The organism is Pseudomonas sp. Irchel s3h14, from assembly GCF_900187425.1.
In the GTDB taxonomy this organism is placed as follows: Bacteria; Pseudomonadota; Gammaproteobacteria; order Pseudomonadales; family Pseudomonadaceae; genus Aquipseudomonas.
Genome location: NZ_FYDJ01000006.1, coordinates 137,475 through 162,026, shown reverse-complemented (window position 1 = coordinate 162,026; position 24,552 = coordinate 137,475). Strand labels below are relative to the sequence as shown.

The window sequence follows — 24,552 nt, the reverse complement described above, 5'->3', positions numbered from 1 at the left end:
TATGGAATCAGCCTCTGTGACACTGGAACAGAACTACACCGCGATTCTCGGCCAATTGGGCGAGGACGCCTCCCGCGAGGGCCTGCTCGACACGCCAAAACGTGCCGCCAAAGCCATGCAGTACCTCTGCCGCGGTTATGAACAGACACTGGAAGAGGTCACCAACGGTGCCTTGTTCAGCTCCGACAACAGCGAAATGGTGCTGGTGAAGGACATCGAGCTCTACTCGTTGTGCGAACACCACCTGCTGCCGTTTATCGGCAAGGCTCACGTCGCCTACATCCCGAGCGGCAAGGTATTGGGCCTGTCGAAAGTCGCGCGGATCGTCGATATGTACGCCCGCCGCCTGCAGATCCAGGAAAACCTCAGCCGCCAGATCGCCGATGCGGTCCAGCAAGTCACCGGCGCCCTGGGCGTTGCGGTGGTGATCGAGGCCAAGCACATGTGCATGATGATGCGCGGTGTGGAGAAACAGAATTCGTCGATGATCACCTCGGTGATGCTGGGTGAGTTCCGCGAAAACGCGGCCACCCGCAGCGAATTTCTCAGCCTGATCAAGTAATTCGCAGCAGAAGAAAACCGGCATTCATCGCCGGTTTTTTTTCGCCTGTGAAAAATCAGGTAAGCTGCGCGCCTTCTGTTTGCCCCTGTGAGGCTTATACCGTGTTCGTTAAAGCGCTTCGTGTCGGCCTTGGCCAACTGATCATCTTCATCGACTTCATTACCCGCCCAGGCAAAAAGCAGCGCCCTGCCGCCGCTCAGGCTCAGGTCGAGACGGCCGCCAAGGACCTGACCCTGTATCAGTTCCACGCCTGCCCGTTCTGCGTGAAAACCCGCCGTACCCTGCGCCGCTTGAACGTGCCAGTGGCGTTGCGCGATGCGAAGAACAATGAACAGGATCGCCAGACCCTGCTGGAACAGGGCGGCAAGATCAAGGTGCCGTGCCTGCGCATCGAAGAGAATGGCCAGACGACCTGGATGTATGAGTCCAAGGTGATCATCGATTATCTGGACAAGCGTTTCGCGGCAGCCTGAATCCGTACAGATTTCGGATAAAAATAAACCGGCCCATTGGCCGGTTTATTTGTTTTTGCACCCTTCGCACCAGCAGCCTCAAGCCGCTTTTGCCGCCTGGGCCTGACGCAGCACCGCTGCCAGCCTTTTGAGCCCTTCGTCCAGCCGTGCCGGGTCGATGTGACTGAAGTTCAGGCGCAAATGCCCCGGATTGCTGTCCGGTTCGGGAAAGAACGGCTCGCCCGGCATAAACGCCACATCCGCTGCCAGAGCAGCCTTGAGCAACGTACGCGTGTCCAGCGGCTGCTTGAGTGTCAGCCAGAAAAACAGCCCGCCCTGCGGCACGTTCCAGTCCGCCAAATCAGCAAAATGCGTTTCCAGGGATGACTGGAACGCGTCCCGACGAACCCGGTAGAAGTCCCGCAGTTCGCTCAAGTGATTCTGAAATTTGTCGGTGCCGATCCACTGCAGCGCTTGCCACTGGCCCACGCGATTGGTGTGCAGGTCGGCCGATTGCTTGAGTTTCAGCAAGTGCGGAAAGAGATCCGGACTGGCGATCAGATAGCCTACTCGCAATCCGGGCAACAGGGTTTTCGACACGGTGCCGGTGTAGATCCAGCTGGCCTTTTTCAAGCGGCTGACAATCGGCGTGGCGCTGCCACCGTCGAAAGTCAGTTCGCGGTAAGGCTCGTCTTCGATCAAGGTCACGCAGAACTCATCCAGCAAGGCTGCCACGGCATCGCGCTTGGCTTCGCTGTAGCGCACAGCCGAAGGATTCTGAAAAGTCGGAATTAGGTAGATGAACGCCGGACAGTGTTTTTCCAGACGAGTACGCAGTTGCGCCAGGTTCGGGCCATCAGCCTCCAGCGGGACAGTGATGCAGTCGGCGCCGAACAGCTGAAAAATCTGCAACGCCGCCAGATAAGTCGGTGCTTCAAGCAGGATCTCGGTGCCTTTGTCGATATAGAGCTTGGCTGCCAGATCGAGGGTTTGCTGGGAACCGCTGACCACCAACACCTGACTCGCCTCGCAGGGTACGCCCAGCGCCCGCGCCTCTGCTGCCAGCGCTTCACGCAGCGCCGGCTCACCTTCGCTCATGCCGTATTGGCCCATGGACAGCGGCATGTCGGCCCACTCGACTTTTGGCAGCATGGCTTCGGCCGGCAAGCCGCCGGCGAACGACATCACTTCCGGGCGCTGGGCGGCGGCGAGAATTTCACGGATCAAAGAACTTTTAAGGCGCGAGACACGTTCGGAAAATGCCATGGGGTCACCGGTAGCGAGGTCTGAGGAAAATGAGTCAAACTGGTTGACCGAAATTACGACAGACCGAACGGATACGTCAATATGCTTGACCTTAAAAACCCCGCGACTCAGCAACAAGCGATGGAAGCGTTTTTCTTCGGTTACCAGGCGTTCACTGCGAAGGCCGACGAAATGCTCGAGCGGCGCGGTTTGAGCCGGGTGCATCAACGCATTGTGTTTTTCATCGCGCGCTACCCGAACTTGAGCGTCAAGGAGTTGCTGGCATTGCTCGGGGTGACGAAGCAGGCGCTGAACATTCCGCTGCGTCAATTGGTGGAAATGCATCTGGTGAACAGTGTCGCGTCCCAGACCGACAAGCGTAAGCGGTTGCTGGAGCTGACCGACGATGGTGCGCGGTTTGAGCAGTCGTTACGGCGTGAGCAGGTGAAATTGCTGGAGCGGGTGTTTGCCGAGACTGGGGAGACGGCGGTGAATGGGTGGCTGGCGGTGAATCTGGCGCTAGGCAAAAGTCAGATGGCTGCTGATTGAGTTTTTCCTTGGTGGATTTGTAGTGGCCGATCTGGCCTCTTCGCGAGCAAGCCCGCTCCCACACTCGACCGCATTCCTCTGAAGGAACCCGATCACCTGTGGGAGCGGGCTTGCTCGCGAAGGGGCCAGAACAGGCGATATATCCCTATTGCCAAACTTTTCGTCTACAAAATCAAAAACATTATTTGCTTTATTTGTATACAAAAGCATAATCCACTTCGTGCGAGTTCCTGACCAAGCGGTCAACAAATTCGCAAGTACCTCAAAGGGTCGCTGCCACCCTCATGGGTCCGGCCCTGGAAATAACAATAAAACTCTTGAGGAGTATTCGCTGTGGAAAGCCGCAAATCCGAAGCCCCGACGCTGGAACTCTCGCCGCCATTACGCAATGGCTGGCTGGAGCGCATCTTCAAACTCAGCTTGCATGGCACCACGGTGAAGACCGAGTTGATTGCCGGTCTGACAACCTTCATCACCATGGCCTACATCATCTTCGTCAACCCCAACATCATGGCCGACGCCGGGATCGATCACGGTGCCGCGTTCGTCGCCACCTGCATCGCCGCCGCGCTGGGTTGCCTGTTGATGGGGCTCTACGCCAACTGGCCGGTCGGCCTTGCGCCGGGCATGGGCCTGAACGCCTTCTTCACTTACACCGTGGTCGGCACCATGGGCTACAACTGGGAAACCGCCCTTGGCGCGGTGTTCGTGTCCGGTGTGTTGTTCATGTTCCTGACCTTTTCGCGGATCCGCGAATGGCTGCTCAATAGCATCCCGGTCAGTTTGCGCTTTGCCATGGGCGCCGGTGTGGGCCTGTTTTTGGGGCTGATAGGCTTGAAAACCGCGGGCATCGTGGTCGACAGCCCGGCCACCCTGATCAAGCTCGGCTCCCTGCGCGAACCTGGCCCGCTGCTGGCTGCCATCTGCTTCCTGATGATTGCCGTGCTCAGCTACCACAAAGTGTTCGGCGCGATTCTCATCAGCATCATCACCGTGACTCTCGCCGGTTGGGGCCTGGGCCTGGTGCACTACGAGGGCATCATGTCAGCTCCACCGAGCCTGGCCCCGACCTGGATGGCCATGGACGTCGCCGGCGTATTCAACGTCAGCATGATCAGCGTGGTGCTGGCCTTCCTCTTCGTGCACATGTTCGACACTGCCGGCACCTTGATGGGCGTCGCCCAGCGCGCCGGCCTGGTGAACGCCGACGGCAAGATCGAAAACCTCTCCCGCGCCTTGAAAGCTGACAGTGCGTCCAGCGTATTCGGTGCGGTGGTCGGCGTTCCGCCGGTTACCAGCTATGTAGAAAGTGCTGCGGGTGTAGCCGCTGGTGGTCGGACTGGTCTTACCGCTGTGACCGTAGGTGTGCTATTTATTGCCGCAATGTTTTTCGCACCGCTGGCTGGCATGATCCCCGCTTACGCAACCGCCGGTGCGCTGATTTATGTGGCGATGCTGATGATGGGCGGTATGGCGCACATCGAATGGGACGAAGCGACCGACAGCATTCCGGCGATCGTTACCGCGATCATGATGCCCCTGACCTTCTCGGTCGCCGACGGCATTGCGCTGGGCTTTATCACTTACGTGGTAATGAAGGCCGGCACCGGTAAGTACAAGGAAATTTCCATCAGTCTGTGGGTGCTCTGCGCGATCTTCATCGCCAAGTTCATTTTCTTGTAAACCGTTTACGCTTCAAAAGCAGTGTTTCAAAACAGCCTCACCCCGTCGGGTGAGGCTTTTGTGCAAATGGAGGAAAGTGATGAGTCTGGAAACCTGGCTGCTGTTCAGCGGCGCTGCGCTGGTGGTAATCCTGATCCCGGGGCCACTGTCTTTGCTGATGATCAGCAACAGTCTGAATTACGGTTTGCGTCGTTCTTACCCGGCGTTTCTGGGTGGTGTGATTGCGTCGATCTGCTTGCTCAGTGCGTCGGCGCTGGGTTTGGGCGCCTTGCTGCTGGCGTCGGAACAGTTGTTCAGCGCGCTGAAGATCGTCGGGGCGCTGTACCTGTTCTACCTGGCCTGGCAGAGCTGGCAGCAATCGCGGCTGCCCTCCCACGGCGCTGAAGTGCCCCAGGCTGCGCCGGTTCCACGCTTTCGCGCACTGTTCGGGCGCGCGTTCATGTTGGGCGCCAGCAACCCGAAAGACATTTTGTTCTTCGCTGCGTTCCTGCCGCAGTTCCTCAGTGCCGAGCAACCGTTTCTGCCGCAGTTGCTGGTGATGATTGCCACCTGGACCGTGCTGGATTTGCTGTGCAAGTTGGCTTATGGGCTGGGTGCTCATGGTGCGGCGCGGTACCTGCGCAGCGGCAAGGGGCAGAACTGGTTTAACCGGGTGAGTGCGGGGTTGTTCAGTGGTGCCGGTGCTGCGTCTCTGTTGAGCCGCTAAAGAGCAAAAGCATCGCGAGCAAGCTTTGCTCCTACAGGTTTGGTGTCGTTCACATAGCTGGGGAACGACACCAAACCTGTAGGAGCAAAGCTTGCTCGCGATGGCGTCAGCACAAGCGACACCTTTCCCAGCAGGCAAAAAAAAGCCCGCAGTGTGAGCGGGCGAAAGACCAAAGAAGCTATTTGCGCAGGATTCTGGGGGGAAAGTCCTAGCTTCCTCTGTAGGTCGAATAGCTGTACGGCGAAATCAGCAATGGCACGTGGTAGTGGTCCTGCTCTGCAGAGATGCCAAACCGCAGCACCACCACATCCAGGAACGCGGGTTCTGGCAGCTGAACGCCACGGGCGCGGTAGTAATCGCCCGCATGAAACTGAACCTGATAGACCCCTGAACGGTAGTCATCACCTTGCAGCAGCGGTGCATCGACCCGACCATCGCTGTTGGTTATCGCAGTGGCGACCAATTCCAGCTGCGAACCTTCAACGCGGTACAACTCGACCTTGATCGAGCTGCCCGGGCAACCGTGTGCAGCGTCCAAAACGTGTGTAGTCAAACGTCCCATTGATTCTGCGCGCCTGCCTGCATGGAGCAGTCAGACCTCGCGCCTCCCGAAGTCAGTTGAAAAGGAGACCGCACCGATTCGGAGCACGAAAAGCTGCGGCGAGCGACTGATTAAGACACTTTTCAGAAAAATTGTACACAATAAAAACAACATATTTACCGCTATACCCGTCATTCAGGGATTCCCGGCGAATCTGCCACTGAGCCATAGGATCAGAGGACCTTCCATCCATTAGCTGACCAGTCAGGCAGGTTTCTTGCAATAACATGTGAAGATGACAGTTTTGAAAAATGCAAAAAAACAGGCTTACAAAGTGGACATAAAGTTGTATACAATCAGCCCATCGCTGTGACGCCAGCCTGTCATCACACTGCAGGCCGCCACACAAACCTGACCTTGAATAAGTCGAACGAATAAGAAGGAAGACTGCAGTGAGCGCTGACTACCCACGCGACCTGATCGGTTACGGCAGTAACCCTCCTCACCCACACTGGCCGGGCAATGCCCGCATCGCCTTGTCCTTCGTGCTCAATTACGAAGAAGGCGGCGAGCGCAATATCCTGCACGGCGATAAAGAATCTGAAGCCTTCCTCTCGGAAATGGTCTCGGCGCAGCCGCTGCAAGGCGCGCGCAACATGAGCATGGAATCCCTTTACGAGTATGGCAGCCGCGCCGGCGTCTGGCGGGTTCTGAAACTGTTCAAGGAATTCGACATCCCGCTGACCATCTTCGCCGTGGCCATGGCCGCCCAGCGTCACCCGGACGTGATCCGCGCGATGGTCGATGCCGGCCACGAGATCTGCAGCCACGGCTATCGCTGGATTGACTATCAGTACATGGACGAAGCGCAGGAACGCGAGCACATGCTCGAAGCGATCCGCGTCCTCACCGAAATCACCGGCGAGCGCCCACTGGGCTGGTACACCGGCCGCACCGGCCCGAACACTCGCCGACTGGTGATGGAAGAAGGCGGCTTCCTCTACGACTGCGACACCTACGACGACGACCTGCCCTACTGGGAACCGAACAACCCGACCGGCAAACCGCACCTGGTGATTCCGTACACGCTGGACACCAATGACATGCGCTTCACCCAGGTCCAGGGTTTCAACAAGGGCGACGATTTCTTTGAATACCTCAAAGACGCCTTCGACGTGCTGTATGCCGAAGGCGCCGAAGCGCCGAAGATGCTGTCGATCGGCCTGCACTGCCGTCTGATTGGCCGTCCGGCGCGTCTGGCCTCGCTCAAGCGCTTTATCGAATACGCTAAAAGTCATGAACAGGTGTGGTTCAGCCGTCGCGTCGACATCGCTCGCCACTGGCACGAAACCCATCCGTATCAAGGGGCCGCGAAATGAGCCAGTTCCAAACCCTGAAGCCCTCGACCCTGAGCCGCGACGCGTTTGTCGCCGCTTTCGCCGACATTTATGAACATTCGCCATGGGTGGCCGAAAAGGCCTTCGACCTGGGCCAGGACGCTTCGATCGACGAGATTGAAACCCTGCACCAGCGCATGAGCGACATCCTGTTGAGCGCCGATCACGAAGGCCAATTGGCACTGATCAACGCTCACCCGGACCTGGCCGGCAAAGCCGCCGTCCAGGGCCAACTTACCGCAGCCAGCACTGAAGAACAGTCTGGCGCGGGTATTCACCAATGCACGGCCGAAGAGTTTCAACGCTTCACCGAGCTGAACGACGCCTACAAAGCCAAGTTCAAGTTTCCCTTCATCATGGCGGTAAAAGGCAGCAACCGGCATCAGATCCTCGCGGCGTTCGAAACGCGCATTCACAACCCGGAAGACACCGAGTTCAAGTGCGCGCTGGCGGAGATCAACAAGATTGCGTTGTTCCGATTACTGACCCTATAGCGAGCCTTGCCCGAGTGTTTAAAACGCGAAGACACCCAGGGCACTGCAAGCATCCCAAGCCACTTATTTAAAGGCAGACAAGAAGAATGAAAGCTTACGCCGTACCTTTCGAGAAGTTCGTCAACCTGGCCGACGCCCGCCTGGGCACCAAAATCATCTCGGTCACCGATGACTGGTTCGCTGATGCCAACCGCCTGTTCCAGCCGACCCCGGCTGTGTGGAAGGAGGGCGTGTTCGATGACAACGGCAAGTGGATGGACGGCTGGGAGTCGCGCCGCAAGCGCTTCGAAGGCTACGACAGCGCCGTGATCCGCCTGGGCGTACCGGGTTCGATCAAAGGCGTGGACATCGACACTTCATTCTTCACCGGCAACTTCCCGCCGTCGGCCTCCCTGGAAGCGTGCTTCCTGGCCTCGGGCGAGCCAGACGACAACACCCAGTGGACTGAAGTGCTGTCCGCCGTCGAGCTGCAAGGCAACAGCCACCACTTCCACGAAATCAACAACGACCAAGCGTTCAGCCACCTGCGCTTCAACATCTACCCGGATGGTGGCGTGGCCCGTCTGCGTGTTTACGGTGTTCCTTTCCGCGACTGGTCCGCTGTCGGCGACAACGAGCAAGTTGATTTGGCAGCAGCTCTGAACGGTGGCCGCGCCCTCGCCTGCTCCGACGAACACTTCGGTCGCATGAGCAACATCCTCAACCCGGGCCGTGGCATCAACATGGGCGACGGCTGGGAAACCGCACGTCGTCGCACGCCAGGCAATGACTGGGTCATCGTCGCGCTGGGTCATGCCGGCGAGATCGAGAAAGTCATCGTCGACACCCTGCACTTCAAGGGCAACTACCCGGACACGTGCTCGATCCAGGGCGCTTTCGTGAAGGGCGGCACCGACAGCCAGATCGAAACCCAATCGCTGTTCTGGCGCGAATTGCTGCCGGCGCAGAAACTGGAAATGCACGCCGAACACACCTTCGCCGAGCAGATCAAGGCGCTGGGCCCGATCACCCACATCCGCCTGAACGTGTTCCCTGATGGTGGTGTGAGTCGCCTGCGCGTTTTGGGCAAAGTCGCTAAATAAAATTGCGATGATCGTTCCCACGCTCCGCGTGGGAATGCATACCGTGACGCTCCGCGTCACAGTGGACGCGGAGCGTCCATGGAGGCGTTCCCACGCAGAGCATGGGAACGATCAAATTCAAAAGATTAAGAAGACCAGCATGCGCACATTGACGATTGAACCGCTGACCAAAGAAGCCTTCGCCCCTTTCGGTGACGTAATCGAAACCGACGGCAGCGATCACTTCATGATCAACAACGGTTCGACCATGCGCTTCCATAAACTGGCGACGGTGGAAACCGCCAAGCCAGAGGACAACGCGATCATCAGCATCTTCCGCGCCGACGCGCAGGACATGCCGCTGACCGTCAGCATGCTGGAGCGTCACCCGCTGGGCAGCCAGGCTTTCATTCCGCTGCTCGGCAACCCCTTTCTGATCGTGGTCGCGCCACTTGGCGATGAACCTGTATCAGGCTTGGTCCGCGCCTTCGTCACCAACGGCAGGCAGGGCATTAATTACCATCGCGGCGTTTGGCACCATCCGGTGCTGACGATCGAAAAGCGGGATGACTTCCTGGTGGTTGATCGCAGTGGCACAGGCAACAACTGCGATGAGCATTTTTTCAAAGAGGATGAGCGTTTGATCCTCGCCCCCCACCAATAAGAGAAGGTCTGATCACTCGACAACAGAGTGACAGGCGAGAGGTAAAGACTGTGGAAGCACATCTGTTGGAATGGCTGAACCTGAGCGTGCGCTGGGTTCACATGATTACTGGCGTGGCCTGGATCGGTGCGTCGTTCTATTTCGTCTGGCTGGAAAACAACCTCAATCGGGTCAACCCGAAAAGTGGTCTGGCGGGCGATTTGTGGGCGATCCACGGCGGCGGTATCTATCACCTGGAAAAATACAAACTGGCTCCACCGACCATGCCGGACAACCTGCACTGGTTCAAATGGGAAGCCTACTTCACCTGGCTGTCGGGGATCGCGCTGCTGTGCGTGGTGTTCTACTCCAATCCGACGCTGTACCTGCTGGCACCGGGCAGCAGCCTGACCGGCCCTGAAGGGGTCGCACTGGGCATTGCCTCGTTGTTCGTCGGCTGGTTCGTCTACTCCTTCCTCTGCGACTCGGCCTTGGGCAAACGCCCTGCCCTGCTCGGCTTCATCCTGTTTGTGCTGATCATTGGCGCCGCTTACGGCTTCAGCAAAGTGTTCAGCGGTCGTGGTGCGTACCTGCACGTCGGCGCGATTATCGGCACCATCATGGTCGGCAACGTGTTCCGCATCATCATGCCGGCGCAGCGCGCACTGGTTGCCGCGATTGCCGAAAACCGCACGCCGGATCCGGCGCTGCCGGCCAAAGGCTTGCTGCGTTCGCGTCACAACAACTACTTCACCTTGCCGGTGCTGTTCATAATGATCAGCAACCACTTTCCGAGCACCTACGGCAGCCAATACAACTGGCTGATCCTGGCCGGAATCGCGGTGCTGGCGGTGTTGGTGCGTCACTACTTCAACACCCGTCACGACAGCCACAAATTTGCCTGGACCTTGCCCGTTGCGGCAGTCGGCATGATCTGCCTGGCTTACGTGACTGGCCCGGCGCAGATGCCCAGCGCTCCTGAAGTAGCCAAGGCGCCTGGCACCATCGAGTACCAGCCGTTGCCGGAGACTGCTCTCGGTGGTGGTGCCAAACCTGAAGCGGCGAAACCTGCTGCACCTGCCGCTGCACCGGCTCAGGCGTCCAACGCCGGCCCCGGTTTCGACAAGGTTCACAGCGTGATTCAGGAGCGTTGCACGGTCTGCCATTCGGCCAAACCGACCAGCCCGCTGTTCAGTGCTGCACCGGCCGGCGTGATGCTCGATACCCCCGAGCAGATCCGCCAGAACGCGGCACGCATCCAGGCTCAAGCCGTCACCAGCCAGATCATGCCACTGGGCAACATCACCCAGATGACCCAGCAGGAACGTGACCTGATCGGTGCCTGGATTGTTCAAGGAGCTCCAACCAATTAATCGTTGAAAAGCTTCGCGGGCAAGCCTCGCTCCTGTAGGAGCAAGGCTTGCCCGCGATTGGCCGCGCCGCGGTCCCTGCTGCAGAAAATCACAAGAATAAAAAAGATCCGAGGTGTTGCATGTCCGAGCTATCCCAAGCGCGCATCCCCGACGCACCCGCCATTCAGCGTTTACCCCTTTTGCAACTGATCCTGGTCGGCCTGCAACACGTTCTGCTGATGTACGGCGGAGCCATCGCGGTGCCGCTGATCATCGGACAGGCAGCTGGCCTGACTCGTGAAGAAATCGCCTTCCTGATCAACGCCGACCTGCTGGTGGCCGGGATCGCTACCATCGTGCAATCGTTGGGCATCGGCCCCATGGGCATCCGTATGCCGGTAATGATGGGCGCCAGTTTCGCCGCCGTCGGCAGCATGGTCGCCATGGCCGGCATGCCGGGCATCGGTCTGCAAGGGATCTTCGGTGCAACCATCGCCGCCGGATTCTTCGGCATGATCATCGCGCCATTCATGTCCAAAGTCGTACGCTTCTTCCCGCCTCTGGTGACCGGCACAGTCATCACCTCGATCGGTTTGTCGCTGTTCCCCGTGGCGGTCAACTGGGCTGGTGGCGGTGCTGGCGCCGCTCAATTCGGCTCACCGATTTACCTGGCCATCGCCGCGCTGGTGCTGGCAACCATTCTGCTGGTCCACCGCTTCATGCGCGGTTTCTGGGTCAACATTTCCGTGCTGATCGGCATGTGCCTGGGTTACGTGCTCTGCGGCCTGATCGGTATGGTCGACCTGAGTGGCATGGCCCAGGCGCCGTGGCTGCAATTCGTGACCCCGCTGCATTTCGGCATGCCGAAATTCGAACTCGCACCGATCCTGTCCATGTGCCTGGTGGTGGTGATCATCTTCGTCGAGTCCACCGGGATGTTCCTGGCACTGGGCAAAATCACCGGCCAGGAAGTCTGCCCACGAATGCTGCGTCGCGGGTTGTTGTGTGATGCCGGCGCCTCGTTCTTCGCCGGGTTCTTCAACACCTTCACCCACTCTTCTTTCGCGCAGAACATCGGCCTGGTGCAGATGACTGGCGTGCGTTGCCGCTCGGTGACCATCGTCGCCGGCGGTTTGCTGGTGGTGTTGAGCCTGTTGCCCAAAGCCGCGTTCCTCGTTGCCTCGATTCCACCGGCCGTACTGGGCGGCGCGGCGATTGCGATGTTCGGCATGGTCGCCGCCACCGGCATCAAGATTCTTCAGGAAGCCGACATCGGTGACCGTCGCAACCAATTGCTGGTGGCGGTGAGCATCGGCATGGGGCTGATTCCGGTGGTGCGTCCGGAATTCTTCGCCCACCTTCCGCTGTGGATGAGTCCGATCACCCACAGCGGAATCGCCATGGCCACGCTGAGTGCGCTGTCGCTGAACCTGCTGTTCAACATCCTCGGTGGCGCCGAACGCGCGGCCATCAACGACTGCCACGCGCACCCGCATTAACTGACTAAAACCACAAAACCTGTGGGAGCTGGCCTGCTCCCACAGGTCAGTGGATGCCTGCGCCTCAAACAATAAAAACAAGAGGGAGCAACAGATGATTCGGACACAGACAAACATGCTGTTAGGCGGTGGTCTATTGGCCGCCAGTCAGGCCATGGCCGGCGATTTACTGCTGTGGCAGACCAACAGCCTGAGCTATCTGTATGGCAAGGATTTCGCGGTCAACCCGTCGATCCAGCAGACGATAACCTTTGAGCACGCCGACCGCTGGAAGTACGGCGACAACTTCCTGTTCGTCGACAGCACTTACTACAACGGCGAGAAAGACCGGAACAAAGGCGTTCACGCCTATTACGGCGAGTTCAGTCCGCGCCTGTCTTTCGGCAAAATCCTCGACCGCCGTTTCGAATTCGGCCCGATCAAGGACGTGTTGCTGGCCATGACCTACGAGAATGGCGAAGACGACACCGAGGCCTATCTGATCGGCCCCGGTTTCGACCTCGCGGTACCGGGCTTCAATTTTTTCACCTTGAACTTCTACTATCGCCAGACCGAAGGCTCGCGTCCCGGCGACGATGTCTGGCAGATCACGCCGGCCTGGTCCTACACCCTGCCATTAGGCAACTCGAACCTGTTGATCGACGGCTACATCGACTGGGTCGTGGATAACGACCAGAACTCACAGGGCACCTACCACGCCAACCTGCACTTCAACCCGCAGATCAAGTACGACCTGGGCAAAGCCCTGGGCTGGCGGGAGAAACAGGTGTACGTCGGCGTCGAGTACAGCTACTGGAAAGACAAATACGGCATCGAGAACAGCGCCAACTTCGATGCTAATGAGAACACCACCAGCCTGCTGGTGAAGGTGCATTTCTAGATGATCCGCAACGGTGCTCCAAACCTGTCGTCGGTGCGCTGTTGCGGGGCACTTGAGACCTGGCCAAGGAGTCAGTATTCTCCGCGGCCGCCCGAATCTGGTCTAAAAAAAAGCCCGGATTTAATTCCTGACCAGAAAGCCAACTTATCCCGGCTCTGGACGGTACCAAGGCACTCCAAAACCACTCTCAATCGACTGCTCTTGAGCCGCCGAACGGGAGTTTTTTGGCTTTTCAAAAGCCTTGGCTCAGCTCTTGCTAACAGCACTGAAGCTGACCGATTGGATGATTTTTACAGCTACAGAAAAAGGCGCCACACCAGAGCGCCGACCTTAGAAAAATAACGTGGAACCACCTACTTTTTGGGAGCAACCGAATGAAACGTACGTGCACTAGCCTGATGCTGGCGGGATCTTTGCTGGCCGGGGGCCAGGCCATGGCCGGCGACTTGCTGCAATGGCAGAACAACAGCCTGACCTACCTGTATGGCAAGGACTTCCAGGTCAACCCGCGCATTCAGCAGACGGTGACCTTCGAACACGTCGATGGCTGGAAATACGGCGACAACTTCATGTTCATCGACAAGATTTTCTACAACGGCAAGGAAGATTACTACGCCGGCGAGAACAGCTACTACGGTGAAATCAGCCCGCGCCTTTCGTTCGGCAAGATCTTCGATCAGAAACTCGAGTTCGGCCCGATCAAAGATGTGCTGCTGGCCATGACTTACGAGTTCGGTGAAGACGACACCGAGTCCTACCTGGTCGGTCCTGCTTTTGACCTGGCGATCCCGGGCTTCGATTACTTCCAGCTGAACTTCTATAACCGTCATACCGAAGGCGACCGCCCAGGTGACAATATCTGGCAGGTCACTCCGGTCTGGTCTTACACCATCCCGGTGGGCGATTCGAACATCCTGGTCGACGGTTTCATGGACTGGGTGGTCGACAACGACGTCAACAAAAAAGGCGAATACCACGCCAACCTGCACTTCAATCCACAGGTCAAGTACGACTTGGGCAAGGCGCTGAACCTTGGCGAAAAGCAGTTGTATGTGGGTGTGGAGTATGACTACTGGAAAAACAAGTACGGTATTGAAGACAGTCAGGGCTTCAAAACCGATCAGAGCGTAACCAGCTTCCTGGTCAAGGTTCACTTCTGATCCGGCGGCGTCTGTAAGGACGCCATCGCGAGCAAGCTTTGCTCCTACAGGTTTTGTGTCGTTCGCCAATTATGTGAACGACACAAGCTTGCTCGCGATGGCGACACCGCCGATCTCAAGCAGTGACCGCTGCCTCGGCTATCCCGAGAAACCGGCACAACTCCCCGCGCTTGGCCAACGCATCCCGCCGCCCCAAATCAATCAATTCGCTGCAATACCCCGCCTCGAACAGCAGATAACTCAGCACCCCCGCCCCGCTCGTCTTGGTCGCCCCCGGCCCGCGCAGAAACAGGCGCAGCGCCGCTGGCAATTCCTGCCGATGCCGCGCCGCAATCTCATCGATCGGCTGACTCGGCGAAATCACCAGCACCTCCACCGGCGCCACACCCAGCGCGCGCGTCGGCGTGCCATCGGGCAGCAGATGACTGAACTGATTGAGCCGCTGCAGCAACTCGATGTCGCTTTCCAGGCTGTCAATGAACGTGCTGTTGAGCATGTGCCCACCGATCTGCGCCAGGCTCGGCTGCTGGCCGGTGTAGGCGCGTTGCAGCGGTTGTTCCGGGTCGACGCCGCGGGGGTTGCCGCTGACGCCCACCACCAGCACTCGGCTGGCGCCCAGGTGCAGCGCCGGGCTGATCGGTGCCGACTGACGTACCGCGCCGTCGCCAAAATACTCTTCACCGATTTTCACTGGCGCAAACAGCAGCGGAATGGCGGAGCTGGCCAGCAAGTGATCGACGGTCAATTGCGTGGGGACGCCGATTCGCCGATGGCGCAACCAGGCATTGATGGTGCCGCCGCCCTGATAAAAGGTCACCGCCTGACCGGACTCGTAGCCGAACGCGGTCACCGCAACCGCCTGCAACTGCTTCTGAGCAATGGCCTCGGCAATCCCGCTCATCTGCAGTTTGTCGTCGAGCAATCCGCGCAGCGGCGAACTGTTGAGCAAGGCCACCGGCACCTGAGCGCCAATGCCGAGCAAACTGTGGCTGACAAAACGGCTGGCCTGGTGGATCACGCCCGGCCAGTCGCTGCGCAGCACCAGGTGACTGCGAAAGCCCTGCCAGAAGGCTGTCAGACGTTGAATCGCACCACGAAAATCCATCGCCCCACTGGCGAGGCTGACCGCGTTGATTGCGCCGGCCGAGGTGCCGACGATCACCGGAAACGGATTGCTCGCGCCGACCGGCAACAGCTCGGCAATCGCCGCCAGCACACCCACCTGATAAGCCGCCCGAGCCCCGCCGCCGGAAAGAATCAACCCTGTAACCGGTTCAGCAGGACTCATCGCAACACTCCATGGTGCTTATAAGGACGGTGGTTCAACCGCGTTTTGCGTACAGCTTCGGCTCACCTGGAGGACGACTCTTGAAGCGACGATGAGCCCAAAGGTATTGCTCCGGACATTCGCGCAAGACGCCTTCAATCCATTGGTTGATCCGCAGGCAATCGGCCTCTTCGGTTTCGCCGGGGAAACCCTCGAGCGGTGCATGAATCACCAGTCGATAACCGCTGCCGTCCGCCAGACGTTCCTGAGTGAACGGCACCACCAGCGCCTTGCCCAACCGCGCAAACTTGCTGGTGGCAGTGACGGTGGCGGCCTGAATCCCGAACAGCGGCACGAAGATACTTTGCTTGGCGCCATAGTCCTGATCCGGTGCGTACCAGATTGCCCGGCCTGCCCGCAGCAATTTGAGCATGCCGCGCACGTCTTCACGCTCCACGGCCAATGAGTCGAGGTTATGCCGCTCGCGACCATTTCGCTGGATGTAATCGAACAGCGAGTTCTTGTGTTCGCGGTACATGCCATCAATGGTGTGCTGCTGGCCGAGCAACGCCGCGCCGATTTCCAGCGTGGTGAAATGAACGGCCATCAGGATCACGCCTTTGCCTTCGCGCTGGGCTTTTTTCAAATGCTCCAACCCTTCGACATGGGCCAGCTTCGCCAGACGCTCGCGCGACCACCACCAGCTCATGGCCATTTCGAAAAACGCGATGCCCGTTGAGGCGAAGTTTTCCTTGAGCAGGCGCTTGCGCTCGGCAGCGGTTTTTTCAGGGAAACACAGTTCGAGATTGCGCTTGGCAATGCGCCGTCTGTCGCCCGCTACTCGATACATCAATGCACCCAGGGCGCGACCGATCGACAGCAACGCCGGATACGGCAGCTGGACAATCAGCCACAACAGCCCCAAGCCACACCACAGCGGCCAGAAACGTGGAGATAGAAATGCTGTTCGAAAACGCGGGCGATCCATTAAAGGTTCCGGAAAGACAATGGCCGCGCATTCTACATCGTTCGACCCGGCTTGCGGCTCGCGGGCGTTCTCGTTATAAGTCTCGGCACTTTTAGTGACAAGTCGTTGTATGCCGACCATGAGCCAAACCGAACCGCTAGACCAAGATCCCGTGTTCCAGTTGAAGGGCAGCATGCTCGCCATTACGGTGCTGGAGCTGGCCCGTAACGACCTCGAGAACCTCGATCGTCAACTGGCCGCCAAGGTCGCCCAGGCGCCTAACTTCTTTAGTAACGCGCCATTGGTGCTGGCCCTGGACAAACTCCCGGCCAGCGAAGGCGCGGTCGATCTGCCGGGACTGATGCGCGTCTGCCGCCAGCATGGTCTGCGCACCCTGGCGATCCGTGCCAGCCGCATCGAAGACATCGCCGCGGCCATCGCGGTCGACCTGCCAGTGCTGCCACCGTCCGGCGCCCGTGAACGTCCGCTTGACCCGCTTGAAGGCCAAGTCAAGAAAAAACCGGAAAAACCACCGGAGCCGACTATCAAGCCAACGAAGATCATCACGTCGCCAGTACGTGGTGGCCAGCAGATTTATGCCCAGGGCTGCGATCTGGTGGTGATCTCGTCGGTCAGCCCGGGAGCGGAACTTCTCGCCGACGGGAACATCCATGTATACGGCCCGATGCGTGGTCGAGTGTTGGCCGGCGTCAAAGGCGACACGAAAGCCAGGATTTTCTGTCAGCAAATGAGCGCTGAACTGGTCTCCATCGCAGGCCACTACAAGGTTTCGGAGGATCTGCGTCGCGACCCTTTGTGGGGCGCGGGCGTACAGGTCAGCCTGTCGGGCGATGTGTTGAACATCATTCGTCTTTAACGGATACTGCCGCATTTTCCAAGCATCTCTAAAACGTAGCGAAAACGGCTCAAACGAAGTAGGAAAAAGGCCAAAAGCAGTGTTTACCGGGGGTAGGCATCGCTCAAAACCGAATTCCAGCCAAGGCTGTCCGACTGCAGTAGTTTTTAAAAGAGATGTTTTTCAGGGGCTAACAAGTCCTTTTTCCTTAGGGGTGAAACACCTTGGCCAAGATTCTCGTGGTTACATCCGGCAAGGGTGGTGTGGGTAAGACCACCACCAGCGCCGCTATCGGTACCGGCCTCGCTCTGCGCGGCCACAAAACAGTGATCGTCGACTTCGACGTGGGCTTGCGTAACCTTGACCTGATCATGGGTTGCGAGCGCCGCGTGGTGTATGACTTCGTCAACGTGGTAAACGGCGAAGCCAACCTGCAACAAGCCCTGATCAAAGACAAACGCCTGGAAAACCTTTACGTACTGGCCGCCAGTCAGACCCGCGATAAAGACGCGCTGACCGTGGAAGGCGTGGAAAAAGTGTTGATGGCGCTGAAAGAAGACTTCGAATACGTGGTCTGCGACTCTCCGGCCGGCATCGAAAAAGGCGCCCACCTGGCCATGTACTTCGCAGACGAAGCGATTATCGTGACCAACCCGGAAGTGTCCTCGGTTCGTGACTCGGACCGCATGCTGGGCCTGCTGGCCAGCAAATCGCGCCGCGCTGAAAAGGGCGAAGAGGCGATCAAGGAACACCTGCTGCTGACCCGCTACAACCCGCAACGAGTCAGTGACGGCGAGATGCTCGGCGTCGAAGACGTCAAAGAGATTCTGGCGGTCGCCCTGCTGGGTGTCATTCCGGAATCCCAAGCGGTACTCAAGGCTTCCAACTCGGGCGTGCCGGTCATTCTCGACGACCAGAGCGATGCCGGTCAGGCATACAGCGATGCGGTCGATCGTCTGCTGGGCAAAAACGTGGAGCATCGTTTTCTCGATGTAACGAAGAAGGGATTCTTCGAGCGCCTGTTTGGAGGTAGATAATGAATCTTTTTGACTTCTTTCGTGCCAGCAAAAAGGTCAGCACCGCGTCGGTAGCGAAAGAGCGTCTGCAGATCATCGTGGCGCACGAACGCGGCCAGCGCAGTACACCGGACTACCTGCCAGCCTTGCAGAAGGAGTTGGTCGAGGTCATCCGCAAGTACGTCAATATCGGGTCCGATGACGTGCACGTCGCTCTGGAAAACCAGGGCAGTTGCTCGATTCTGGAACTCAATATCACCCTGCCAGATCGTTAATCGATCCAGCGGGAGCCACGGCGGCCCAGAACCTGCCTTTTGTAGGAGCCGAGCTTGCTCGCGATGACGGTTTTACATTCAACGACGATGTTGAATGACCAACCGCTATCGCGAGCAACCTCGGCTCCTACAGAGTGCGGGGGTTCTGAGCCGCCGTTGGCGTTTGTTACGAGGCTGTTTTAATGCCGCTGTCCAACATCCGCATCATCCATCAGGACGCCGCCGTACTGGTGGTGAACAAACCGACCCTGCTGCTCTCTGTCCCTGGCCGGGCCGATGACAACAAGGACTGCCTGATTACCCGCCTGCAAGAAAATGGCTACCCGGAAGCGCGAATTGTCCATCGTCTGGACTGGGAAACTTCCGGCATTATTCTGTTGGCCCGTGACCCGGACACTCATCGCGAGTTGTCTCGGCAATTTCACGACCGCGAAACCGAAAAGGCCTACACCGCCCTGTGCTGGGGACAACCGGAACTGGACAGTGGCAGCATCGATCTGCCCTTGCGCTACGACCCGCCGACCAAGCCTCGCCATGTGGTGGACCATGAATTCGGCAAACACGCCCTGACCTTCTGGCGAGTACTGGAACGTTGCGGCGACTGGTGTCGTGTCGAATTGACGCCGATCACCGGCCGCTCCCATCAGTTGCGCGTGCACATGCTTTCCATCGGCCACCCACTGCTGGGTGACGGGCTGTATGCCCATGAGCAAGCGCTGGCCGCCTGGCCACGGTTATGCCTGCACGCGAGCATGCTGAGCTTCACTCACCCGCAAAGCGGCGAACGCTTGCGCTTCGAGTGTCCTGCTCCTTTTTAAGCAACCGCCCAAACAAAAAACGCCCTTCCATTGAAGGGCGTTTTTTTATTTTCTTGTTACAAAACGACGTAAAAACGGCGTGAAAATATTGTCATGAATTTGTAATGAAACGTAAAATGCCGACACTTTGACAGCCAGCAGAAAGCCCTCGTGCTCAGCAACAAGACATTCCAAGACGACTACCCGTTCACCTTCTGCCTGTTCAACACCACGCTGCACTTTAGCGAGCAGCCTTCAACCGAAGCACAACAGGCGCTTGAACAGCTCATACACAAACGACGCGCCCACAAGCTCAGCCGTGCGAGTGCGCCGCTGGCCTCCGGCGATACGCCGCTGTTTGCCAAGGTCCAGCCACTGGATACCTTGAAAGCAAAAGTGCGCGTGACCTTTGGCAAACCACAGCGCAATGGTCGATTCGACTGGCCGCTGGAAGAGCTGATCAACACGCTCGAAGCGCAACGCCGTGGCGTACAAATGCCGCCGCTGCAAGGGTTCGGTTACACCAAAGACCGACTGGGGCTGACCCAGGAGTATTTCATTATCACGCGCCTGCTCGACGATCATATCGACGGCGTGCAATGGCTTAAACGCAACCCGGACAACGTCGAAACATTCATTCTCGACGCCTTCGAACTGCTGAGCTCCTTGTCGCGGAAAAACATCACGCACATGGATTTCTGGGCCGGCAACATCATGATCCCGGAAACACCACAGACTCCGCTCAAAGCCATCGACTTTGAAAACTGCTTTGCCAGCCAGACAAACCATCAAAGCGAAACTTTGGGCTTTCAACTGGGCTTCTTCTATCGCCGGGACATCTACAAGCTCATCACCGAAGCCGCCTATGACCGACTGGTGGACGACTACATTCGACAGATCCCGGGCATCTCGAAGGAAAAATTCAACGAGGTGTACCTCGCGAGCAAACATGAATATGTGGGCCGCAAGCAACGTCGCGAAGTGTTCCTCAATGGCAAGCTGATCACCGGTTGACTCATCCGCTTTGCCAATCGGCAGCCGGCGTACGTCGAACGGCATTGTCTCTGCAATGCCGTGAGCCAATACGTTAAACTTGCGCCATTGCTGTCTGGAGCTACTTATGCGCGAAGAGTTGAACCAAGGCCTGATCGATTTCCTCAAGGCCTCCCCTACCCCATTCCATGCCACCGCCAGCCTTGTTCAGCGCCTGGAAGCGGCGGGCTATCAACGCCTTGACGAGCGCGAGCCATGGACCACCGAAGCCAACGGTCGTTACTACGTCACCCGTAACGACTCGTCGATCGTCGCGTTCAAGATGGGCCGTCATTCGCCCCTGCACGGCGGCATTCGCCTGGTTGGCGCGCACACCGACAGCCCGTGCCTGCGGGTCAAACCCCAGCCGGAACTGCAACGTCAGGGCTTCTGGCAGCTGGGAGTCGAAGTCTATGGCGGCGCACTGCTGGCGCCATGGTTCGACCGCGACCTGTCCCTGGCCGGCCGCGTGACCTTCCGCCGTGATGGCAAGGTCGAGAGCCAGTTGGTCGACTTCAAGGCGCCGATCGCCGTCATCCCGAACCTGGCCATTCACCTGAACCGTGAAGCCAACATGGGCTGGGCGATCAACGCCCAGACCGAACTGCCGCCGATCCTTGCGCAATTTGCCGGTGACGAGCGCGTGGACTTCCGTGCCGTGCTCACCGACCAACTCGCCCGCGAACATGGCTTGAACGCCGACGTGGTGCTCGACTATGAGCTGAGCTTCTACGACACCCAAAGCGCTGCGGTCATCGGCCTGCATGGCGACTTCATTGCCGGGGCGCGCCTGGACAACCTGCTGTCGTGCTATGCCGGCCTGCAAGCCTTGCTGACCGCCGAAACCGACGAAACCTGCGTGCTGGTCTGCAACGACCACGAAGAAGTCGGTTCCTGCTCGGCCTGCGGCGCCGATGGCCCGATGCTGGAGCAGACGCTGCGTCGCCTGCTGCCTGAAGGTGATGAATTCGTCCGCACCATTCAGAAATCCCTGCTGGTCTCGGCCGACAACGCCCACGGCGTGCATCCCAACTACGCCGACAAGCACGATGCCAACCACGGCCCGAAACTCAACGCCGGCCCGGTGATCAAGGTCAACAGCAACCAGCGCTACGCCACCAACAGCGAAACCGCCGGGTTCTTCCGCCACCTGTGCATGGCCGAAGAAGTGCCGGTACAGAGCTTCGTGGTGCGCAGCGACATGGGTTGCGGCTCGACCATCGGCCCGATCACCGCCAGCCACCTGGGCGTGCGCACCGTGGACATCGGCCTGCCAACCTTCGCCATGCACTCGATCCGTGAACTGTGCGGCAGCCATGATCTGGCGCATCTGGTCAAAGTGTTGAGCGCGTTTTACGCCTGCCGCGAGCTGCCGTAATCCGCGTAGGAGCATGGCTTGCCAGCGATGGCGATCTTAAGGACGCCATCGCTGGCAAGCCATGCTCCTACAGGTGTTCACCACCGGTCGCCCAAAAGCCACCTAGACTTCAACTACCCCTTTCGACAAGGCAGTCGCTCATGATCTCGTTGTCTTCGTTTCACGCCATGCTGATCCCGATTCTTTCCGGGATGATCATGCTGGCAATCGGCTTCAATTTTCGCGACAAGAACATCGGCGTGTTCGCGATGTGGATCGGCATGTTGACGATCCTCGCCACCGTGATTTTCAAGATCCTCGCCAAACTCAACGAATAAATCCTCACCCCTGGCTCGCATTGATTTTGACGGGCTCGTACACTCGGTCGATCCGCTCATCCCGAGGTTGACCGCCTAGTGTTCGCTCGTCTTTTTGCCCTGCCGTGTTTATTCCTTGTCTGCCTCATGACGCTGCTGCCGATGGCGCCGGCCCAGGCGGTCGGCTTGCCTGGCCTGCTCAACAGCTCGGCAAAACAGCCTGAGGCGCAAGAGCCCTTGGGACAATCCCTGGACGAAGTCATCAAGTCGCTGGAGAACGATCAGCAACGCTCCAAATTGCTGGCGGATTTGAAGAAGCTGCGCGATGTCACCAAAAAAGCCCAGCCGGCCACCGAAGTAGGCGTCCTGGGATTGATCGGTGGCACCCTCGCCAGTTTCGAAAAACAGTTTTCAGGCGCCGACAGCCCTCTCACTCGCTGGTCCGAAGAGTTCAAACTGGCTGAGGATGAACTGACAGCGCTGGTGCTGCCGGCCAATGAATGGCTGCCGATCATCTTTGCCTTTGCCATGATCCTGATGCTCTGGAGCTTGCTGGCCGCCGCGCTGATCTGGGTCAGCCACCGGGTGCGGATGCGCTTTGGCCTGACCGAAGAACTGCCGCAGCACCCCAAGGCCCTGGACATGCTGCGCTTCGCCCTGCGCAAACTCGGGCCGTGGCTGATTGCTTTGGTCATAACGGTCTACATGAGCTACGCCCTGCCCTCGTCACTGGGCAAAAGCCTGGCCATGGTGCTGGCTTATGCGTTGGTGGTCGGCACCTGTTTTTCGGCGATCTGCGTGATCGCCTTTTCGCTGCTCGACGGCCCACACCGCCACCGCGCCCTATACATCCTGCGGCATCAAGCCTTTCGGCCGCTGTGGCTGATCGGCAGTTTCGCCGCCTTCGGTGAAGCCCTGAGCGATCCGCGACTGGTCGAAAGCCTTGGCAGTCATCTGGCGCACACCGCCGCGACGGTCGCCAACGTACTGGCGGCATTGTCCACAGGGCTGTTCATCCTGCGGTTCCGTCGCCCCATCGCCCACTTGATTCGCAACCAACCGCTGTCCCGACGTCTGACCCGCCGCGCCCTCAGCGACACGATCGAGATTCTCGGCACCTTTTGGTACATGCCGGCGCTGGTGCTGGTGGGTATTTCCCTGTTCGCCACGTTCGTCTCGGCCGGCGATACCAGCACCGCGCTGCGTCAGTCGCTGATCTGCACCGTGCTGCTGGTGTTGTGCATGGTCATCAACGGCTTGGTGCGCCGCCATTCACTCAAACCACAGCGCGGCGTGAAGCGTCATGCGCTGTATTCGGAGCGCCTGAAAAGCTTCTTCTACACACTCGCTCATTTGGTGGTGTGGCTCGCGTTCATCGAACTCGGCCTGCGGGTCTGGGGCATGTCGCTGATCCGTTTCACCGAAGGCGAAGGCCATGAAGTCAGCGTCAAACTGTTCAGCCTCGGCGGCACGCTGATTTTTGCCTGGTTGATCTGGATTCTCAGCGACACCGCCGTGCACCACGCCCTCACCCGCTCGCGCAAAGGCCTGGCGAATGCCCGCGCGCAGACAATGATGCCGCTGATCCGTAACGTGTTGTTCGTGGTGATTTTCATCATTGCGCTGATCGTCGCCCTGGCGAACATGGGCATGAACGTCACGCCACTGCTGGCCGGTGCCGGCGTGATCGGTCTGGCCATCGGTTTCGGTGCACAGTCGCTGGTGGCGGACCTGATCACCGGGCTGTTCATCATCATCGAAGACTCGCTGGCCATCGACGACTACGTGGACGTTGGCGGCCACCTGGGCACCGTCGAAGGGCTGACGATTCGTACCGTGCGCCTGCGGGACATCGACGGTATCGTCCACACCATTCCGTTCAGCGAAATCAAAAGCATCAAGAACTACTCCCGGGAATTCGGCTACGCGATTTTCCGGGTGGCGATACCTTCCAACATGGACATCGATAACGCGATCAAATTGATGCGCGACGTCGGCCAGAAGATACGCACCGACCCACTGCAACGGCGCAACATCTGGTCGCCATTGGAGATTCAGGGGGTCGAGAGTTTCGAGTCAGGCAACGCGATTCTTCGCGCCCGGTTCAAGACCGCGCCGATCAAGCAGTGGGAAGTGTCCCGAGCGTTCAACCTGTCACTCAAGCGACACCTGGACGAAGCCGGGCTCGATCTGGCGACACCACGCATGAGCGTGCAAGTGATCACGGCAGGTGGCGGGACGGAAGTGGAATAACCCTTCCGGCTGACACTGATAGACCGTCGATACTCGATCCCTGTAGCAGCTGCCGAGCCTGCGAGGCTGCGTTCGGCTGCGCAGCAGTCGCCAATCCATTCCCTGCGGTTTTCCTGGATGACCGCGGTGTTTGGTTTTACGACTGCTGCGCAGCCGAACGCAGCCTCGCAGGCTCGGCAGCTGCTACAAAC

The 24,552-nt window shown here is 58.7% G+C and carries 25 protein-coding genes; 21 read left to right on the top strand and 4 right to left on the bottom strand.

The features are described 5' to 3' along the window. Window positions 1-16 precede the first annotated feature (16 nt). The gene (folE, locus tag CKW16_RS14290; RefSeq protein ID WP_213028761.1) at window positions 17-562 is read left to right on the top strand and encodes a GTP cyclohydrolase I FolE; all 546 of its coding nucleotides are present in this window, start codon (window positions 17-19) and stop codon (window positions 560-562) included. Window positions 563-663: 101 nt separating this feature from the next. Then, on the top strand, window positions 664-1,035 hold the full coding sequence (locus CKW16_RS14285) for a glutathione S-transferase N-terminal domain-containing protein (protein ID WP_046047502.1): 372 nt from the start codon (window positions 664-666) through the stop codon (window positions 1,033-1,035). Window positions 1,036-1,113: 78 nt separating this feature from the next. Here the strand turns inward: CKW16_RS14285 and CKW16_RS14280 are convergent, their stop codons facing one another. Further along, entirely contained in the window at window positions 1,114-2,280 is a 1,167-nt protein-coding gene (locus CKW16_RS14280; RefSeq protein ID WP_095128948.1) for a PLP-dependent aminotransferase family protein, read from the bottom strand. Between the two features lie 81 nt (window positions 2,281-2,361). Here CKW16_RS14280 and CKW16_RS14275 point away from each other — a divergent pair, with 81 nt between their 5' ends. The 3 genes from CKW16_RS14275 to CKW16_RS14265 all read left to right on the top strand — a co-directional run bounded on the left by CKW16_RS14275 (window position 2,362) and on the right by CKW16_RS14265 (window position 5,197). Next, on the top strand, window positions 2,362-2,808 hold the full coding sequence (locus CKW16_RS14275; RefSeq protein ID WP_095128947.1) for a MarR family winged helix-turn-helix transcriptional regulator: 447 nt from the start codon (window positions 2,362-2,364) through the stop codon (window positions 2,806-2,808). A 333-nt stretch (window positions 2,809-3,141) separates the two neighbouring features. After that, window positions 3,142-4,491: an NCS2 family permease gene (locus CKW16_RS14270; protein WP_095128946.1), complete on the top strand. Its 1,350-nt coding sequence runs from the start codon at window positions 3,142-3,144 to the stop codon at window positions 4,489-4,491. 79 nt (window positions 4,492-4,570) lie between these two features. Continuing rightward, window positions 4,571-5,197 (top strand): LysE family translocator, encoded by a 627-nt coding sequence (locus tag CKW16_RS14265; protein ID WP_095128945.1) that lies wholly within the window; start codon window positions 4,571-4,573, stop codon window positions 5,195-5,197. A 208-nt stretch (window positions 5,198-5,405) separates the two neighbouring features. Here the strand turns inward: CKW16_RS14265 and uraH are convergent, their stop codons facing one another. Beyond that, on the bottom strand, window positions 5,406-5,759 hold the full coding sequence (gene uraH, locus CKW16_RS14260) for a hydroxyisourate hydrolase (RefSeq protein WP_008146146.1): 354 nt from the start codon (window positions 5,757-5,759) through the stop codon (window positions 5,406-5,408). 431 nt (window positions 5,760-6,190) lie between these two features. Here uraH and puuE point away from each other — a divergent pair, with 431 nt between their 5' ends. The 8 genes from puuE (at window position 6,191) to CKW16_RS14215 (ending at window position 14,224) form a co-directional block, all read left to right on the top strand. Continuing rightward, entirely contained in the window at window positions 6,191-7,117 is a 927-nt protein-coding gene (gene puuE / locus CKW16_RS14250; protein ID WP_008146148.1) for an allantoinase PuuE, read from the top strand. Continuing rightward, a complete protein-coding gene (gene uraD / locus CKW16_RS14245) occupies window positions 7,114-7,629 on the top strand; it encodes a 2-oxo-4-hydroxy-4-carboxy-5-ureidoimidazoline decarboxylase (protein ID WP_095128943.1) in 516 nt (171 codons plus the stop codon). The genes puuE and uraD overlap by 4 nt, the downstream gene beginning before the upstream one ends. Before the next feature lie 86 nt (window positions 7,630-7,715). Continuing rightward, window positions 7,716-8,711, top strand: coding sequence for an allantoicase (alc, locus tag CKW16_RS14240; protein WP_046047508.1), 996 nt, complete (start codon window positions 7,716-7,718; stop codon window positions 8,709-8,711). Window positions 8,712-8,850: 139 nt separating this feature from the next. After that, window positions 8,851-9,354 carry an ureidoglycolate lyase gene (locus tag CKW16_RS14235; RefSeq protein WP_008146154.1) on the top strand — a complete coding sequence of 168 codons (504 nt, stop codon included), beginning with the start codon at window positions 8,851-8,853 and terminating at the stop codon, window positions 9,352-9,354. A gap of 50 nt (window positions 9,355-9,404) precedes the next feature. After that, window positions 9,405-10,706 (top strand): urate hydroxylase PuuD, encoded by a 1,302-nt coding sequence (locus tag CKW16_RS14230; RefSeq protein ID WP_095128942.1) that lies wholly within the window; start codon window positions 9,405-9,407, stop codon window positions 10,704-10,706. 119 nt (window positions 10,707-10,825) lie between these two features. Then, window positions 10,826-12,184, top strand: coding sequence for a nucleobase:cation symporter-2 family protein (locus CKW16_RS14225; RefSeq protein WP_095128941.1), 1,359 nt, complete (start codon window positions 10,826-10,828; stop codon window positions 12,182-12,184). Between the two features lie 94 nt (window positions 12,185-12,278). Then, complete coding sequence (locus CKW16_RS14220) at window positions 12,279-13,064, top strand: outer membrane protein OmpK (RefSeq protein ID WP_095128940.1); 786 nt, start codon at window positions 12,279-12,281, stop codon at window positions 13,062-13,064. 374 nt (window positions 13,065-13,438) lie between these two features. Next, the gene (locus CKW16_RS14215; protein WP_095128939.1) at window positions 13,439-14,224 is read left to right on the top strand and encodes an outer membrane protein OmpK; all 786 of its coding nucleotides are present in this window, start codon (window positions 13,439-13,441) and stop codon (window positions 14,222-14,224) included. Between the two features lie 115 nt (window positions 14,225-14,339). Here the strand turns inward: CKW16_RS14215 and CKW16_RS14210 are convergent, their stop codons facing one another. Beyond that, window positions 14,340-15,512: a patatin-like phospholipase family protein gene (locus tag CKW16_RS14210; protein ID WP_095128938.1), complete on the bottom strand. Its 1,173-nt coding sequence runs from the start codon at window positions 15,510-15,512 to the stop codon at window positions 14,340-14,342. A gap of 34 nt (window positions 15,513-15,546) precedes the next feature. After that, window positions 15,547-16,479 (bottom strand): lipid A biosynthesis lauroyl acyltransferase, encoded by a 933-nt coding sequence (locus tag CKW16_RS14205; protein ID WP_095128937.1) that lies wholly within the window; start codon window positions 16,477-16,479, stop codon window positions 15,547-15,549. Window positions 16,480-16,597: 118 nt separating this feature from the next. Between CKW16_RS14205 and minC the strand changes: the two genes are divergently transcribed. The 8 genes from minC to CKW16_RS14170 all read left to right on the top strand — a co-directional run bounded on the left by minC (window position 16,598) and on the right by CKW16_RS14170 (window position 24,361). After that, the gene (gene minC / locus CKW16_RS14200; RefSeq protein WP_095129096.1) at window positions 16,598-17,335 is read left to right on the top strand and encodes a septum site-determining protein MinC; all 738 of its coding nucleotides are present in this window, start codon (window positions 16,598-16,600) and stop codon (window positions 17,333-17,335) included. A 203-nt stretch (window positions 17,336-17,538) separates the two neighbouring features. Beyond that, window positions 17,539-18,351, top strand: a complete 813-nt coding sequence (minD, locus tag CKW16_RS14195; RefSeq protein WP_008146172.1) for a septum site-determining protein MinD — start codon at window positions 17,539-17,541, stop codon at window positions 18,349-18,351. Then, entirely contained in the window at window positions 18,351-18,605 is a 255-nt protein-coding gene (gene minE / locus CKW16_RS14190; RefSeq protein ID WP_007898843.1) for a cell division topological specificity factor MinE, read from the top strand. The genes minD and minE overlap by 1 nt, the downstream gene beginning before the upstream one ends. Before the next feature lie 182 nt (window positions 18,606-18,787). Continuing rightward, entirely contained in the window at window positions 18,788-19,423 is a 636-nt protein-coding gene (locus CKW16_RS14185) for an RluA family pseudouridine synthase (RefSeq protein ID WP_008146175.1), read from the top strand. A gap of 150 nt (window positions 19,424-19,573) precedes the next feature. Then, on the top strand, window positions 19,574-20,416 hold the full coding sequence (locus CKW16_RS14180) for a hypothetical protein (protein ID WP_095128936.1): 843 nt from the start codon (window positions 19,574-19,576) through the stop codon (window positions 20,414-20,416). 106 nt (window positions 20,417-20,522) lie between these two features. Further along, window positions 20,523-21,812, top strand: a complete 1,290-nt coding sequence (locus CKW16_RS14175) for a M18 family aminopeptidase (protein WP_095128935.1) — start codon at window positions 20,523-20,525, stop codon at window positions 21,810-21,812. 140 nt (window positions 21,813-21,952) lie between these two features. After that, window positions 21,953-22,129, top strand: a complete 177-nt coding sequence (locus tag CKW16_RS32305) for a hypothetical protein (protein WP_176471556.1) — start codon at window positions 21,953-21,955, stop codon at window positions 22,127-22,129. Window positions 22,130-22,207: 78 nt separating this feature from the next. Beyond that, entirely contained in the window at window positions 22,208-24,361 is a 2,154-nt protein-coding gene (locus CKW16_RS14170) for a mechanosensitive ion channel family protein (RefSeq protein ID WP_095128934.1), read from the top strand. The last annotated feature ends 191 nt before the right edge of the window (window positions 24,362-24,552 follow it).